We start from the raw sequence: 13,396 nt of genomic DNA on the forward strand, positions 1-13,396 counted from the left end.
GCCCCGAACGCCCGCCCCGCACGAGACCCACCGGCCCGCCGGGCCGACCGCACCACGAAGGGACACCCACCGATGAGCGACTCCCAGCGCCGACCCGCAGCCCCGGACCCGCACGACTTCCTGGCCGTGGACGCCACCCTCTCCGACACCGAACGCGATGTCCGCGACGCCGTGCGGAGCTTCGCCACCCGCGAGCTGGCGCCGAACGTGGCCGACTGGTTCGAGGCCGGGACGCTGCCCGATCCCCGCGGGCTGGCCAAGGCCTTCGGCGACCTCGGTGTGCTGGGCATGCATCTGGAGGGCTACGGCTGCGGCGGCTCCAGCGCGGTCGCCTACGGGCTGGCCTGCCGCGAGCTGGAGGCGGTCGACTCCGGCCTGCGCAGCTTCGTGTCCGTGGAGGGCTCCCTGGCCATGGCCGCCATCCACAAGTACGGCTCGGAGGAGCACAAGCAGGAGTGGCTGCCGCGCATGGCCGCCGGCGAGGCCATCGGCTGCTTCGGCCTGACCGAACCCGACTCCGGCTCCGACCCCGGCTCCATGCGCACCCGCGCCCGCCGCGACGGCTCCGACTGGGTGCTCAACGGCACCAAGATGTGGATCACCAACGGCTCCGTCGCCGACGTGGCCGTGGTGTGGGCCGTTACCGACGACGGCATCCGCGGTTTCGTGGTCCCCACCGGCACCGCCGGCTTCACCGCCAACGTCATCCACAAGAAGCTGTCCCTGCGCGCCTCGATCACCGCCGAGCTGGTGCTGGAGGACGTGCGGCTGCCCGGCGAGGCCGTGCTGCCCCTGTCCAAGGGCCTGGGCTCGCCCCTGTCCTGCCTGAACGAGGCCCGCTACGGCATCGTGTGGGGCGCGGCCGGGGCCGCGCGCGCCTGCTACGAGGCGGCGCTGGAGTACGGGCTCACCCGCGAGCAGTTCGGTCGGCCCATCGCCGGCTTCCAGCTCACCCAGCGCAAGCTCGCCGACATGGTCGTGGACGTCAACCACGCGAACATGACGGCGCTGCGGATCGGCCGGCTCAAGGACGCCGGCGAGTGCCACCACAACCACGTCAGCTTCGGCAAGTACTCCTGCGTGGCCGCCGCCCAGCGGGTGGCCGCCGCCGCCCGCTCGGTGCACGGCGCCAACGGCATCACGCTGGAGTACCCGGTGATGCGGCACATGGTGAACCTGGAGACGGTCGCCACCTACGAGGGCACCGAGGAGATCCACGCCCTGAGCATCGGGCAGGCGGTCACGGGTCTCTCCGCCTTCCGGTAGGAGCGTTCGGGCCACCGCCACGGGTAACCGGGGTGCGGTGGCCCGCCCCGACCCTTCACAATGGAGGCATCCGATCGAGAGGGTTGCAGAGATGGTCAACGAACCGACGAAGCGGTTCGAGATGACGCGGTTGCGGCGTACGGCCAATGCCGTCATCGGCAACTTCGTCAAGTACGGGGCGTGCCCGCCCGAGATGCACCTGCTCACCACGCGGGGGCGCAAGTCCGGGTTCCTGCGCACCATCCCGATCAGCGTCCTGGACAGTGAGCGCGGCCGCTTCCTGGTCGCCCCCTTCGGGGAGGTCGACTGGGTGCGCAACCTGCGCAAGGACGGTTTCGCCACTCTGCGCCAAGGGGGCTGGATCGAGCTGATCAGTGTCCGGGAGCTGGAACCCGAGGAGGCGGCTCCCCTGCTGAGGGAGTATCTGCAGCACCCGAGGGCGGCCATGGTGGGACCGTACTTCGAGACCCCGCCGGAGGCGCCGGCCGAGGCGTTCGCGGAGGAGGCCGACCGGCATCCGGTCTTCGCGATCGTGCGCTCCACCACGATCCGGATCTGATCCGGGTCGGCGACCGCGTCGGTCCCGGCACCCGCTCGCGTGCCGGGACCGACGCCTCAGTTGCGCACGCGGTAGACGTCGTAGACCCCGTCGACGCCGCGGACGGACCGCAGCACGCTGCCCAGGTGGGCGGGATCGGCCATCTCGAAGGTGAACCGGCTCTGGGCCACGCGGTCGCGGCTGGTCTGCACGGTCGCGGACAGGATGTTCACGTGCTGGTCGGACAGGACCCGGGTGATGTCGGACAGCAGCCGGGACCGGTCCAGGGCCTCCACCTGCAGCGCCACGAGGAACATCGAGTCCTCGGTCGGCCGCCACTGCACATCGACCATGCGCTCGGTGTCCAGCGTCGCGGCGTTCACGCAGTCCGCCCGGTGCACGGACACACCGTTGCCACGGGTGACGAATCCGACGATGTCGTCCCCGGGCACGGGGGTACAGCACTTGGACAGCCGGACCCACACGTCGGCGTCGCCCTCGACCACCACGCCCGGGTTGCCGGGCTTGGCCCGGCGGACCGCCGTCCGGCCCGGTAGGGCGGACTCGGCGATGTCCTCGGTGTGGCTCTCCAGCCCGCCCATGGAGTCCACCAGCTTGGACACCACGTTCTGCGCGCTCACCTGGTGCTCGCCCACCGCCGCGTACAGCGAGTCCACGTCCGCGTAGCGCAGGTCGCTGGCCAGGGCGATGAGCGCCTCACCGCTGAACATGCGCTTGACCGGGAGTTCCTGCTTGCGCATGACCTTGGCGATCTCGTCCTTGCCCTGCTCGATCGCGGCCTCGCGGCGCTCCTTGGTGAACCAGTGCCGGATCTTGTTGCGGGCGCGGGCGCTCTTGACGAAGTTCAGCCAGTCGCGGCTGGGGCCGGCGTCGGGGTCCTTGGAGGTGAGGATCTCCACGGCCTCACCGTTGTGCAGTTCGTTCTCCAGCGGTACCAGGCGGCCGTTGATGCGCGCGCCGACCGTGCGGTGGCCCACCTCGGTGTGCACGGCGTAGGCGAAGTCCACGGCGGTGGCGCCCTGGGGCAGCGAGATGACGTCGCCCTGCGGGGTGAAGACGAACACCTCCTGCACCGACAGGTCGAAGCGCAGCGACTCCAGGAACTCGCCCGGGTCCTTGGTCTCCTGCTGCCAGTCGATGAGCTGGCGCAGCCACTGCATGTCGTTGGTGCCCTTGGCCTTGGGCTCGGAGCCGCTGGAGCGGTCCTCCTTGTACTTCCAGTGGGCGGCGATGCCGTACTCGGCGCGGCGGTGCATGGCGCGGGTACGGATCTGCAGCTCCACCGGGTTGCCCGAGGGGCCGATGACCGTCGTGTGCAGCGACTGGTACATGTTGAACTTGGGCATCGCGATGTAGTCCTTGAACCGCCCCGGCACGGGGTTCCACCGAGCGTGGATGGTTCCCAGGGCCGCGTAGCAGTCGCGGACGCTGTCCACCAGGACCCGTACGGCTATGAGGTCGTAGATCTCGTCGAAGCCGCAGTTGCGGGCGATCATCTTCTGGTAGATCGAGTAGTAGTGCTTGGGCCGCCCGCGCACGGTCGCCTTGAGCTTGGACTCGCGCAGGTCCGCCGATACCGCCTCGATGACCTCCTGGAGGTAGACGTCGCGCCGGGGGGCGCGTTCGGACACCAGGCGGGCGATCTCGTCGAAGCGCTTGGGGTAGAGGGTGGCGAAGGCCAGGTCCTCCAGCTCCCACTTGATGGTGTTCATGCCCAACCGGTGGGCGAGGGGGGCGAAGATCTCCAGCGTCTCGCGGGCCTTCTTCTCACGTTTGGCCATCGAGGGCAGGTACCGCAGGGTGCGCATGTTGTGCAGGCGGTCGCACAGCTTGATGACCAGGACGCGGATGTCGCGGGCCATGGCCACGACCATCTTGCGGACGGTCTCGGCCTGGGTGGCCTCGCCGTACTTGACCTTGTCCAGCTTGGTGACGCCGTCGACGAGCTCGGCGATCTCGTCGCTGAAGTCCGCGCGCAGCTCGTCCAGGGAGTACTCGGTGTCCTCGACGGTGTCGTGGAGCAGGGCGGCGGCCAGCGTGGCCTCCTGCATGCCCAGTTCCGCCAGGATCGTCGCCACCGCGAGCGGGTGCGTGATGTAGGGGTCGCCGCTCTTGCGCTTCTGGTCGCGGTGGTGGTGCGCGGCGACCTCGTAGGCACGCTCGATCAGCCGCACGTCCACCTTCGGATGGGTGGCGCGCACGGTCTTGATCAGTGGTTCGAGCACCGGGTTCATCGTTACTCCCCGCTGGGCGCCGAGTCGGGCGAGCCGCCTGCGGACCCGCACTGTGGAGGGCGTGGTGGACGGAGCGGCCGCCGTCGGGCCCCCCGTCCCAGAGACGTCGGAGGGCGCCGCATCGGTCGCGGCGCCCTCCGGGCGGTCCCCCTGTGGTCTTTCGCTCGCCGACACACGTGTCCGGTCGGTTCGCGCCGGTGCACGGGTCTCGTCGGTCTGCCCTGCCGGCACGTCCGGGCGTGGGGAGCCGGAGGCCTCCGGCCACGATCCGCTCGCCGACACGGCCCCGGTCGAAGCCACTTCGCTTGGCATGCCTACCTCCCGCGGTCCGTCCGGTCGCGCGGCGTCGTCGACGTCGATGGCGACGTCGCCCGGCTCCACCGGTACACGTGCGTGTCGTCAAGGGCCAGTCTCCGACGTGGCCGCCGCGGTGTCTCCCCCACGGATCGTCCCCGCGCTCGCGCGAGGCGGCGGTCCCGTGCTCCCGGTCGCGGTCCGACGACCCCCACATGACCCCGTGTGACGCGTGTCACCTGGAGTGTGACCCCCAGTGTAGGAGTAGGTCAACGATGGCGGACCCCCTCCCCATTCCCCGTGGGGCGCGAAGGGTGGAACGCGGATCGTCGGTTTCAGACCGAGAGGAGGCAGTGCGGCTCCACGTCGGGCAGCTTCTCGCGTCCCTGGAGCGCGGCGAGTTCCATCAGGACCGAGAATCCCACGACCGTACCACCCGCTTTGCGGACGAGTTCCACCGCGGCCCTGCCGGTGCCTCCGGTCGCGAGGACGTCGTCGACGATGAGCACACGGCTGCCGGGGTGGAGCGCGTCAGCGTGGATTTCGACGGTCGCGGTCCCGTACTCCAGATCATAGGCCTGGCCGATGGTCCGTGAGGGCAGTTTCCCGGCTTTGCGCGCCGGGACGAAGCCCGCGCCCAGCTCCATGGCGACGGGGGCCCCGAAGATGAAGCCGCGCGCCTCCAGTCCGATGACGTGGTCGACCCCGGCGTCGCGGAAGGGCCCGGCCAGTCCGGCCACGGTGGCGGCGAGCGCGCGCCGGTCGTTGAGCAGCGGAGTGATGTCCTTGAACAGGATGCCGGGCTTGGGGAAGTCGGGCACGTCTCGGATGCCGGCCTGGATGAGTTCCAGATCCGGTACGGCGTCGGCGGTGTCGGTGGGCATGCGGGACCTCTGCGGTGGGAATCGGATGCGAGTGGGGCCGAACACGGCGGTACCGGCCCCCGAGCGGGGGCCGGTACCGAAGTCTGTGGGCCGTCGGAGGGTCGGACGCGACCGACCCTGCCGGGCGCGGTCCCCGAGGGGACCGGGCGGGATCAGCTCTGGGGCTTGTCGTCGTCGCCGAAGTCGGGGCGGTCCTCCACCGGGGTGTCGTCGGCCGCCGGGGTGATGACCTCACCGATACCGGCCTTGAGCATCCGGATCCGGGTGCCGGGAGAGATCTCCAGCAGCACGTCGGTCTCGTGGATCTCCACGACCGTGGCGAAGATGCCCGCCTTGGTCATGACCTCGACGCCGGGCACGAGTGCCGACTGCATCTGGGTCTCCATCTGGCGCCGCTTCTGGTTCGGCCGCCAGAACAGCAGCCAGAAGACCACCAGGATGAGCAGGAACGGCAGGATCATGGAGAGCAGCCCGCCCGTGGGCTCTCCTTCGGCGGCGAGATTGTAAATGCCCTGCACGGGGGCGTCCTTCCTGACGTTTCGTCGTGTGGCCGACGGATTCCGGTTGGGACACCGCGCCGACCACCTTGAGCATGCCACCCGGGATCATCCCGGGTCGCACCCGTCACCTGTAACGTTCGACGGGCCCGACACGTTCCGCGAGTGCTGAACGACATCCGCGGGTGCGCGGAGCGGAGCCCCCGCGTCGGTTGGCAGGCCCCAGCTTACGTGGCGCCGATCACCGTCCGCCCACCGGCCGAGATCGGTGTGTTAACGATCGCGGCTCAGGGCCGGGCCGCGCCGTTGGCACTGGCCGCGGCCGCGCCGAAGGCGGCGTCCGGCGGCGGGGTCAGCCCCATGTGCGCCCACGCCTGCGGGGTGGCCACGCGCCCGCGCGGGGTGCGGGCCAGGAAGCCGGAGCGGACGAGGAAGGGTTCGGCGACCACCTCGACGGTCTCGGCCTCCTCCCCCACCGACACCGCCAGTGTGGACAGTCCCACGGGCCCGCCGCGGAAGCGGCGCAGCAGGACGTCGAGGATGGCGCGGTCGAGGCGGTCCATGCCCAGTTCGTCGACCTCGTAGAGGCGCAGCGCGGCCCGCGCGGTCTCCAGGGTGAGCCGGCCGTCGCCGCGCACCTCGGCGTAGTCGCGCACGCGGCGCAGCAGCCGGTTGGCGATCCGCGGCGTGCCGCGGGAACGGCCGGCGATCTCGCGGGCGGCGTCGTCCTCGATGGGCGCGCCGAGCAGGCCGGCCGAGCGGTGCAGGATCAGTTCCAGCTCGTCGGGCCGGTAGAAGTCCATGTGCGCGGTGAAGCCGAAGCGGTCGCGCAGGGGCGCTGGCAGCATCCCGGCCCGGGTGGTGGCGCCGACCAGGGTGAAGGGCGCGATCTCGATGGGGATCGCGGTGGCGCCGGGGCCCTTGCCGACCACCACGTCGACCCGGAAGTCCTCCATGGCGACGTAGAGCATCTCCTCGGCGGGGCGGGCCATCCGGTGGATCTCGTCCAGGAACAGGACCTCGCCCTCCTGGAGGGTGGAGAGCACGGCGGCCAGGTCGCCGGAGCGCTCGATGGCCGGCCCGGACGTGATCCGCAGGGGCGCGCCCAGTTCGGCGGCGATGATCATGGCCAGGGTGGTCTTGCCCAGCCCGGGACCGCCGGACATCAGGATGTGGTCGGGGGCGCGGCCCCGCCGCTGGGCGCTGTGCAGGACCAGGGAGAGCTGTTCGCGCACGCGCTCCTGCCCGACGAACTCGGTCAGCGCCCGGGGGCGCAGCGCGACCTCGATCTGCCGCTCGTCACCGTGCGCGTCGGGTGAGACGGCCTCGCGGTCGTAGGCCGACGGCTCGTCCGTTGGTTCCATGGGGGCCAGTCTCCCTCGTTAGGCGCGGCTGAGCTTGCGCAGGGCGCTGCGCAGCAGGACGGCGACGTCTGCGGTGTTCTCGGCCTCGGCGGCCACGGCCGAGGCGGCGGTCTCGGCGTCCTTGGCCGACCAGCCGAGGTTGACCAGGCCGGAGACCACCTGCCCGCGCCAGGCGTCGTCGGCGGCGGGCTCGGCCGTGCCGGGCAGGGTGCCGTCGGTGACGATGGGGCCCTCGAGCTTGCCCGCCAGCTCCAGCACGATGCGCTGGGCGCCCTTCTTCCCGATCCCCGGCACCCGTGTCAGGGCGGCGGTGTCCTCGGTGGCCACCGCGTGGCGCAGGCTCGCCGGGCTGTGCACCGACATCATGGCCAGCGCCAGCCGGGGTCCGACGCCGGAGGCCGTCTGGACCTGCTCGAACATGTGCTTCTCCTCGTCGTCGGCGAACCCGAACAGCGTCAGGGACTCCTCGCGGACGACGAGGCTGGTGGCGACGGTGCCGGTCTCGCCCACGTGCAGCCGCGACAGGGCGGAGGGGGTGCACTGGACGGACATGCCGACACCGCCGACATCGATGACGGCGGTACCCGCGCCGCGTGCGGCCACCCGGCCGGTGAGGAACGCGATCATGGCGTGAGGGCGCCCGAGGGGGCGCCCGTCTCCTTCCTGGGGACGGGTGTCACCGGCCCCGCGCCTGGCGGGCCAGTTCGACCTTGCGGGCGAAGTCCTGCTGTGCCTGGGCCACCCGGGCCTGGGCTCCGCCGCGCCAGATGTGGCAGATGGCGAGGGCGACGGCGTCGGCCGCGTCGGCGGGCTTGGGGGGTGAGTCGAGTCTGAGGATACGCGCGACCATGTGTCCGACCTGCGCCTTGTCGGCGCGTCCGCTGCCGGTGATGGCGGCCTTGGCCTCGCTGGGGGTGTGCAGGGCGACGGGCAGCCCGCGCCGGGCGGCGCAGACCAGGGCGATGCCGCTGGCCTGGGCGGTGCCCATGACCGTGCTCAGGTTGTGCTGGGCGAAGACGCGCTCGACGGCCACGGCGTCGGGCCGGTGGAGGTCGAGCCAGGCGTCGATGCCGCGTTCGATGGCCACGAGGCGCTGGGGGAGGTCGTCGTCGGGACTGGTCCGGACGGCGTCGGCCCCGAGCAGGGTCAACGGGCGGCCGATGGCGCCTTCGACGGCGCCGACACCGCACCGAGTGAGCCCTGGGTCGATCCCCACCACGCGCACCTGCGCCACCCTTCTCGAACGTCCGTTCGCACCATGCTAGCGGCGGCCTCCGACCCCCGCCGCCCGCCACCCTAGGCGTGTCGGCCCTGCCGGGGCTCTACTGGCGGTGATTCGGGCGCGATGCCGTGGGCGATCATGCCCAGAGCCTCCTCGAAGGCGTCGTCGCCGTCGGGGTCACCGCCCTCCCGCAGCGCGGCGGCCAGGGTCGGCGTTCCCGCCGTGAGCGCGGCGCGCTGTTCCTCGGACAGGTGCTCGGGGGGCGTGGCGCCCTCGTCCTCGTGGCGCCGGCGGTCGGCCTGCCGCTGCAGGACCGACCCGACGACGTAGTGGTCGATCAGGGCGCCGCCGCGCCGGGCGCACGCCCGTGGGCCGCGTACTCCGCGGCCACGGCCGTACTGGCACTCGTGACGATCGTCGTCACGCTGCGCCTCGCCGACGCGGGGGCGTTCCACGGCCTGTGGCAGCGGGTCGACCTCACCGTCTACACGGCCTGGTTCGCCGCCATGGCCTGGCACCTCCTGCGACCGCCCGTCGACGACGCACCGAAAAGGGATGGACGGGACCCCGCTCCGGTGCTAGGTTGATCTCTGAAAGAGAAAAACTCACTCTGAGAGCAACTGGAGGCGTACGTGACCGGCGAACGCACACCACGGCAGGACGACGGCGAACGCCGCTTCCTGGACGAGTACGACCCCGGTTCCTACGCACCGGCCGCGGTCACCGTGGACGTCGTCGCCCTCACCATCCGCGCCGGCGCCCCCCACGTGCTGTTGATGCGCCGCCCCGCGCGCCCGCAGCTCGGCTGGTGGGCCCTGCCCGGCGGGTTCGTCCGGGCCCAGGACGGACCGGACGGTCCCGCCGACCCCGACCTTCCCGACGCCGCCCTGCGCGTGCTGGCGGAGAAGACCCCGCTGCCCACGGAGCTCCACCTCGAGCAACTGGGCACCTACGGCGCGCTCGACCGCGATCCCCGCATGCGCGTGATCTCCGTGGCCTACGTGCTCCTGGCCCCCGGCCTGCCCGACCCCGAGACCGCCGGGGCCGCGTGGATCCCGTGGTCCGCGCTCGGCCACGGCGACGGCGGAGACGACGGCGACGACGGCGACGGCGGAGACGACGGCGACCGCGGCGACATCGAACTCGCCTTCGACCACGGGCGCATCGTCGCCGACGCGGTCGAGCGCGCCCGCTCCAAACTGGAGTACACGGCGCTGGCCACCGCCTTCCTGCCCCCCGAGTTCACGATCACCGCCCTGCGCGAGGTCTACGAGGCCGTGTGGGGGCGTGCGCTGCACGGAGCCAACTTCCACCGCAAGATCCTCGCCACCCCCGGGTTCGTCGAGGACACCGGCCGCCTGGCCGACCGGGGCGGCTCCGGTGGCGGCCGCCGCGCCCGGCTGTACCGGCCCGGCGGCGCCGCGTTCCTGCACCCGCCGCTGCTGCGCGGCGCCCCCTGACCCCTCCCCTGCGCGCCCACGGAGGCAGCACGTGAACACCGCCGACGACTTCGACACCGCTCTGGGGGAACTGGACATGTCCGACTACCCCATGGCCCTGTTCGGTCCCCTGCCGCGCGACGGCTCTCCCCTGCCCCCGGCCGCCACCGCCGCCTACCGGCGCCTGGCCCGCCTGCTCCACCCCGACCGCGCGCCCGAGGGCCGCACGGCGGAGGCCACCAGGGCCTTCGCCAGGCTGACCGGCCTCTGGTCCGCCTACCGCGCCACCGCCGAGGGCGACCTGGGCCTGGACGAGATCACCCTCACCGCGAAGAGGCACACCTACCACCTGCGCCGGGGCGCCGACCCGCTGGCCGCCGGGGACATCGCCGACCTGCACGGCGCCCGCTACCGGGACGGCGGAACCTGGCGGGAGGCGGTGGTCAAACTGCCGCGCTCGCACCACGACAACGACCTCATGAACGCCGAGGCGAACGCCCTGCGCCGCCTGCGGGAGCGGGTGCCCGAGCGGGCCCGCGCGTTCCACCCCGAACTCATCGAGCAGATCCGCCACCGCGACGCCGCCACCGGTGTGGAACGGCGCGGCAGCGTGCTCGCCCGGCTGCGCGGGTTCCACAGCCTGGCCGACGTCCGCCGCGCCCACCCCGACGGGATCGACCCCCGCGACGCGGCGTGGATGTGGCGGCGCCTGCTGATCGCGGTCGGGAGCGCGAGCCGGGCCGGGGTGGTGCACGGCGCCGTGGTGCCCGAACACGTGCTGATCCACCCCGAGGCACACGGCCTGGTGCTCGTGGACTGGTGCTACTCGGTGACCTCGGTCGCCGCCCACACCGCGCCGCACATCCCGGCGATGGTGGCCCACCGCAAGGACCTGTACCCCAGGGAGGTGCTGGACCGCGCACCCGCCGTGCCCGCCACCGACATCCACATGGCGACCCGGTGCATCGAGCACGTGACGGCCGGTCGCCTGCCCCGCCCGCTGAAGGCGTTCGCCCTCGGCTGCACCCTGGCCCAGCCCCAGCGCAGGCCCTCCGACGGCATCCGGCTCCTGACCGAACTCGACGAGGCGCTGGAGCGAGTGTTCGGCCCGCGCCGGTTCCGCCCCTTCCACATGCCCGCCTGACCCCGCCACCGGCCGCCCCGCGGCCGGAGACCCACTCACAGAAACGCAAGGAGACTTCCCATGGGAAGCAGCAACTGGTCCACCGACGCCTACCACGCCCGCGCGGCCTACAACGCCGCCGCCGGATCCAGCAGCTTCGCCTACACCGACGACGTGGCCTCGTCCCTGCCCCGCGACAAGTGGAAGGTGCACCCCTCGCTGGACCCGCACGGCGTCACCGTCCGTGAGAGCCGCGACTCCGACGCCCACCCCGAGTCGCTGGCCGTCTCGGTGCTCTTCGACGTCACCGGCTCCATGGGGCGCGTGCCCCGGCTCCTGCAGAAGAAGCTGCCGGACCTGTTCGGCCTGCTGCTGCGCAAGGGCTACGTGGAGCACCCGCAGATCCTGTTCGGCGGGATCGGCGACGCCACCTGCGACCGCGCCCCGCTCCAGGTCGGACAGTTCGAGTCCGGCAACGAGCTGGAGGACGACCTCGGCAACATCCTGCTGGAGGGCGGTGGCGGCGGACAGGTCACCGAGTCCTACGAGCTGGCCATGTACTTCATGGCCCGGCACACCGCGATGGACTGCCTGGACAAGCGCGGACGCAAGGGCTACCTGTTCGTCATCGGCGACGAGATGGCCTACGGCGCGGTCAAGGCGCGGGAGGTGCGCGAGGTCATCGGCGACGACACCCGCGAGAACGTCGCGTTCCCGATGATCCTCGCCGAGCTCCAGCGCCGATTCGAGGTCTTCTTCATCATGCCGACCGGAAGCGCCCACTTCGGCAACGAGGACGTGCGCGGCTTCTGGGACACCCACCTGGGGCAGAACGTCATCTACCTGGACGACCTGGAGGCGGTGTCCGAGACGATCGCGGTCACCATCGGGATGGGAGAGGAGGCCGTCGACCTGGCACAGGGTCTGGAGGACATCGCCTCGGCGGGATCCGACGCCGGCGACGTGGTCGGCAAGGCGCTGCGCCCGCTCTCGCGAGCGCGCGGGTCGATCGTGGTCTCCGAGTCGCCCGACGGTCTGACCGGCGACGCCGCCGGCGGGGTGGACCGGCTGTGAGCCGGACATCCGGTCCGCGGGCCGACGAGCACGCGATCGTCGTCGACCTCGGCTTCGGCGACGCCGGCAAGGGCGTGACCGTCGACCTGTTGTGCGCACGGCGGCGCTACGGCGCCGTCGTGCGCGCCAACGGCGGCGCGCAGGCCGCGCACAACGTGGTCACACCCGACGGACGGCACCACACGTTCTCCCAGTTCGGATCGGGGACCCTGGCTCCGGGCGGGCCGGTGCCCACCCACCTGTCACGGCTGGCGGTGGTGGACCCGTTCGCGCTGGCCGCGGAGGCGCGGCACCTGGCGGAGCTCGGGATCGCCGACCCGTTCGCCCTGGTCACCGTGGACCGGCGGGCGCTCATCAGCACCCCCTGGCACCAGGCGGCCAACCGGGCCCGTGAACGCGCCCGGGGCTCCGATCGCCACGGGTCGTGCGGGATGGGGGTGGGCGAGACCATGGCCTACGCCCTCGCCCACCCCGGGGACGCCCCGACCGCGGGCGACTGCGCGCACCCGGCCCGCCTGCGCCGCAAGCTGCGCCTGCTGGCCGACCACCTGCGTGACCGGCTCGGCGACCATCCGTCGGGCGAGGCCGGTCCGGACGGCACCGCCGGCTCCCCGGACCTGGAGGAGTGCGTGTCGGCCTACGCGGCGTTCGCGCAGCGGGTGCGATTGGTGGACGAGGCCCACCTGCCGCACCTGCTCGCCTCGGCCCCGGTGGTGTTCGAGGGGGCCCAGGGCGTGCTCTTGGACGAGTGGCACGGATTCCACCCCTACACCACCTGGTCCACGACGACCACGGCCAACCCGCTGGCGCTGCTGGCCGAGGCCGGCCGGCCCGGGCAGGCACGACGGATCGGGGTCGTGCGCACCTACACCACGCGCCACGGCGCCGGGCCCCTGGTGACCGAGGACCCGGCGCTGGGGTCGCTCCTGCCCGAACCGCACAACGGGACCCACCCGTGGCAGGGGCCGTTCCGGATCGGCCACCTGGACCTCGTGGCGCACCGGTACGCGCTGGCGGCCACCGGCGGCGTCGACTCGCTGGTGGTCACCCACACGGACGCGTTCGCCGGGGCCGGGCCCGCGGACGGGAGCGGCACGGCCGACGCGGTCGAAGCGACCGACGGCCGGCCCCTGTGGTGCACCGCCTACGCCAACCCCGACGGGACGGCGCTGCACCTCGTCCCCGAGGCCTCCCCGGATCTGGAGCGCCAGGAGCGGCTGACCCGGGCGCTGCTGCGGGTCCGTCCCGTGCTGGCGGCGATCCCCGACGACGACCTCGGTGGCGCGATCGGCCGGGCCCTCGGACTGCCCCTGGAGGCGGAGTTCGGCGGGCCGACCCGCGCCGACGCCCGCGTGTCCGGGTCGCGGGGGCGCGGACCGGGACGGGGCCCGCGTCGCGGGCGTGTCACGCGGCGTGCGCCGACACGGCCGAACTAGCGTG

At 72.5% G+C, this 13,396-nt stretch carries 13 protein-coding genes; 6 read left to right on the top strand and 7 right to left on the bottom strand.

Translation table 11 applies throughout. The features are described 5' to 3' along the window. Window positions 1-72: 72 nt before the first annotated feature. Window positions 73-1,266, top strand: a complete 1,194-nt coding sequence (locus DFP74_RS27980) for an acyl-CoA dehydrogenase family protein (protein WP_121186283.1) — start codon at window positions 73-75, stop codon at window positions 1,264-1,266. Window positions 1,267-1,357: 91 nt separating this feature from the next. Then, complete coding sequence (locus tag DFP74_RS27985; protein ID WP_121186285.1) at window positions 1,358-1,825, top strand: nitroreductase/quinone reductase family protein; 468 nt, start codon at window positions 1,358-1,360, stop codon at window positions 1,823-1,825. A gap of 56 nt (window positions 1,826-1,881) precedes the next feature. Here DFP74_RS27985 and DFP74_RS27990 read toward each other — a convergent pair whose 3' ends face one another. From DFP74_RS27990 to DFP74_RS28020, 7 genes are all read right to left on the bottom strand, one after another. Continuing rightward, window positions 1,882-4,059 (bottom strand): bifunctional (p)ppGpp synthetase/guanosine-3',5'-bis(diphosphate) 3'-pyrophosphohydrolase, encoded by a 2,178-nt coding sequence (locus DFP74_RS27990; protein WP_121186286.1) that lies wholly within the window; start codon window positions 4,057-4,059, stop codon window positions 1,882-1,884. 629 nt (window positions 4,060-4,688) lie between these two features. Then, the gene (locus DFP74_RS27995; protein ID WP_121186288.1) at window positions 4,689-5,237 is read right to left on the bottom strand and encodes an adenine phosphoribosyltransferase; all 549 of its coding nucleotides are present in this window, start codon (window positions 5,235-5,237) and stop codon (window positions 4,689-4,691) included. A 152-nt stretch (window positions 5,238-5,389) separates the two neighbouring features. Beyond that, a complete protein-coding gene (gene yajC / locus DFP74_RS28000) occupies window positions 5,390-5,755 on the bottom strand; it encodes a preprotein translocase subunit YajC (RefSeq protein ID WP_121186290.1) in 366 nt (121 codons plus the stop codon). 266 nt (window positions 5,756-6,021) lie between these two features. Continuing rightward, window positions 6,022-7,098, bottom strand: coding sequence for a Holliday junction branch migration DNA helicase RuvB (gene ruvB, locus DFP74_RS28005; RefSeq protein WP_121186292.1), 1,077 nt, complete (start codon window positions 7,096-7,098; stop codon window positions 6,022-6,024). An 18-nt stretch (window positions 7,099-7,116) separates the two neighbouring features. Then, window positions 7,117-7,725 (bottom strand): Holliday junction branch migration protein RuvA, encoded by a 609-nt coding sequence (ruvA, locus tag DFP74_RS28010; RefSeq protein ID WP_121186294.1) that lies wholly within the window; start codon window positions 7,723-7,725, stop codon window positions 7,117-7,119. Between the two features lie 49 nt (window positions 7,726-7,774). Next, window positions 7,775-8,323: a crossover junction endodeoxyribonuclease RuvC gene (ruvC, locus tag DFP74_RS28015; RefSeq protein ID WP_121188575.1), complete on the bottom strand. Its 549-nt coding sequence runs from the start codon at window positions 8,321-8,323 to the stop codon at window positions 7,775-7,777. 71 nt (window positions 8,324-8,394) lie between these two features. After that, window positions 8,395-8,775: a TetR/AcrR family transcriptional regulator C-terminal domain-containing protein gene (locus tag DFP74_RS28020; protein WP_233571192.1), complete on the bottom strand. Its 381-nt coding sequence runs from the start codon at window positions 8,773-8,775 to the stop codon at window positions 8,395-8,397. Between the two features lie 177 nt (window positions 8,776-8,952). On the opposite strand from DFP74_RS28020, the gene DFP74_RS28025 reads away from it, so the two are divergent. The 4 genes from DFP74_RS28025 to DFP74_RS28040 are packed head-to-tail and all read left to right on the top strand — an operon-like array spanning window position 8,953 to window position 13,392. Beyond that, complete coding sequence (locus DFP74_RS28025) at window positions 8,953-9,780, top strand: NUDIX domain-containing protein (RefSeq protein WP_121186298.1); 828 nt, start codon at window positions 8,953-8,955, stop codon at window positions 9,778-9,780. A 31-nt stretch (window positions 9,781-9,811) separates the two neighbouring features. Further along, window positions 9,812-10,903: a J domain-containing protein gene (locus DFP74_RS28030; RefSeq protein WP_370013440.1), complete on the top strand. Its 1,092-nt coding sequence runs from the start codon at window positions 9,812-9,814 to the stop codon at window positions 10,901-10,903. 60 nt (window positions 10,904-10,963) lie between these two features. Beyond that, complete coding sequence (locus tag DFP74_RS28035) at window positions 10,964-11,956, top strand: hypothetical protein (protein ID WP_121186300.1); 993 nt, start codon at window positions 10,964-10,966, stop codon at window positions 11,954-11,956. Continuing rightward, window positions 11,953-13,392 carry an adenylosuccinate synthetase gene (locus tag DFP74_RS28040; protein WP_121186302.1) on the top strand — a complete coding sequence of 480 codons (1,440 nt, stop codon included), beginning with the start codon at window positions 11,953-11,955 and terminating at the stop codon, window positions 13,390-13,392. The genes DFP74_RS28035 and DFP74_RS28040 overlap by 4 nt, the downstream gene beginning before the upstream one ends. The last annotated feature ends 4 nt before the right edge of the window (window positions 13,393-13,396 follow it).

Source organism: Nocardiopsis sp. Huas11, assembly GCF_003634495.1.
Taxonomy (GTDB): domain Bacteria; phylum Actinomycetota; class Actinomycetes; order Streptosporangiales; family Streptosporangiaceae; genus Nocardiopsis.

Bases quoted from the DNA above. Each gene is read 5' to 3' on its own strand.
- DFP74_RS27980 (WP_121186283.1), top strand. From the start codon at position 73: ATGAGCGACTCCCAGCGCCGACCCGCAGCCCCGGACCCGCACGACTTC.
- DFP74_RS27995 (WP_121186288.1), bottom strand. From the start codon at position 5,237: ATGCCCACCGACACCGCCGACGCCGTACCGGATCTGGAACTCATCCAG.
- ruvA (WP_121186294.1), bottom strand. From the start codon at position 7,725: ATGATCGCGTTCCTCACCGGCCGGGTGGCCGCACGCGGCGCGGGTACC.
- ruvB (WP_121186292.1), bottom strand. From the start codon at position 7,098: ATGGAACCAACGGACGAGCCGTCGGCCTACGACCGCGAGGCCGTCTCA.
- DFP74_RS27990 (WP_121186286.1), bottom strand. From the start codon at position 4,059: ATGAACCCGGTGCTCGAACCACTGATCAAGACCGTGCGCGCCACCCAT.
- DFP74_RS28035 (WP_121186300.1), top strand. From the start codon at position 10,964: ATGGGAAGCAGCAACTGGTCCACCGACGCCTACCACGCCCGCGCGGCC.
- DFP74_RS27985 (WP_121186285.1), top strand. From the start codon at position 1,358: ATGGTCAACGAACCGACGAAGCGGTTCGAGATGACGCGGTTGCGGCGT.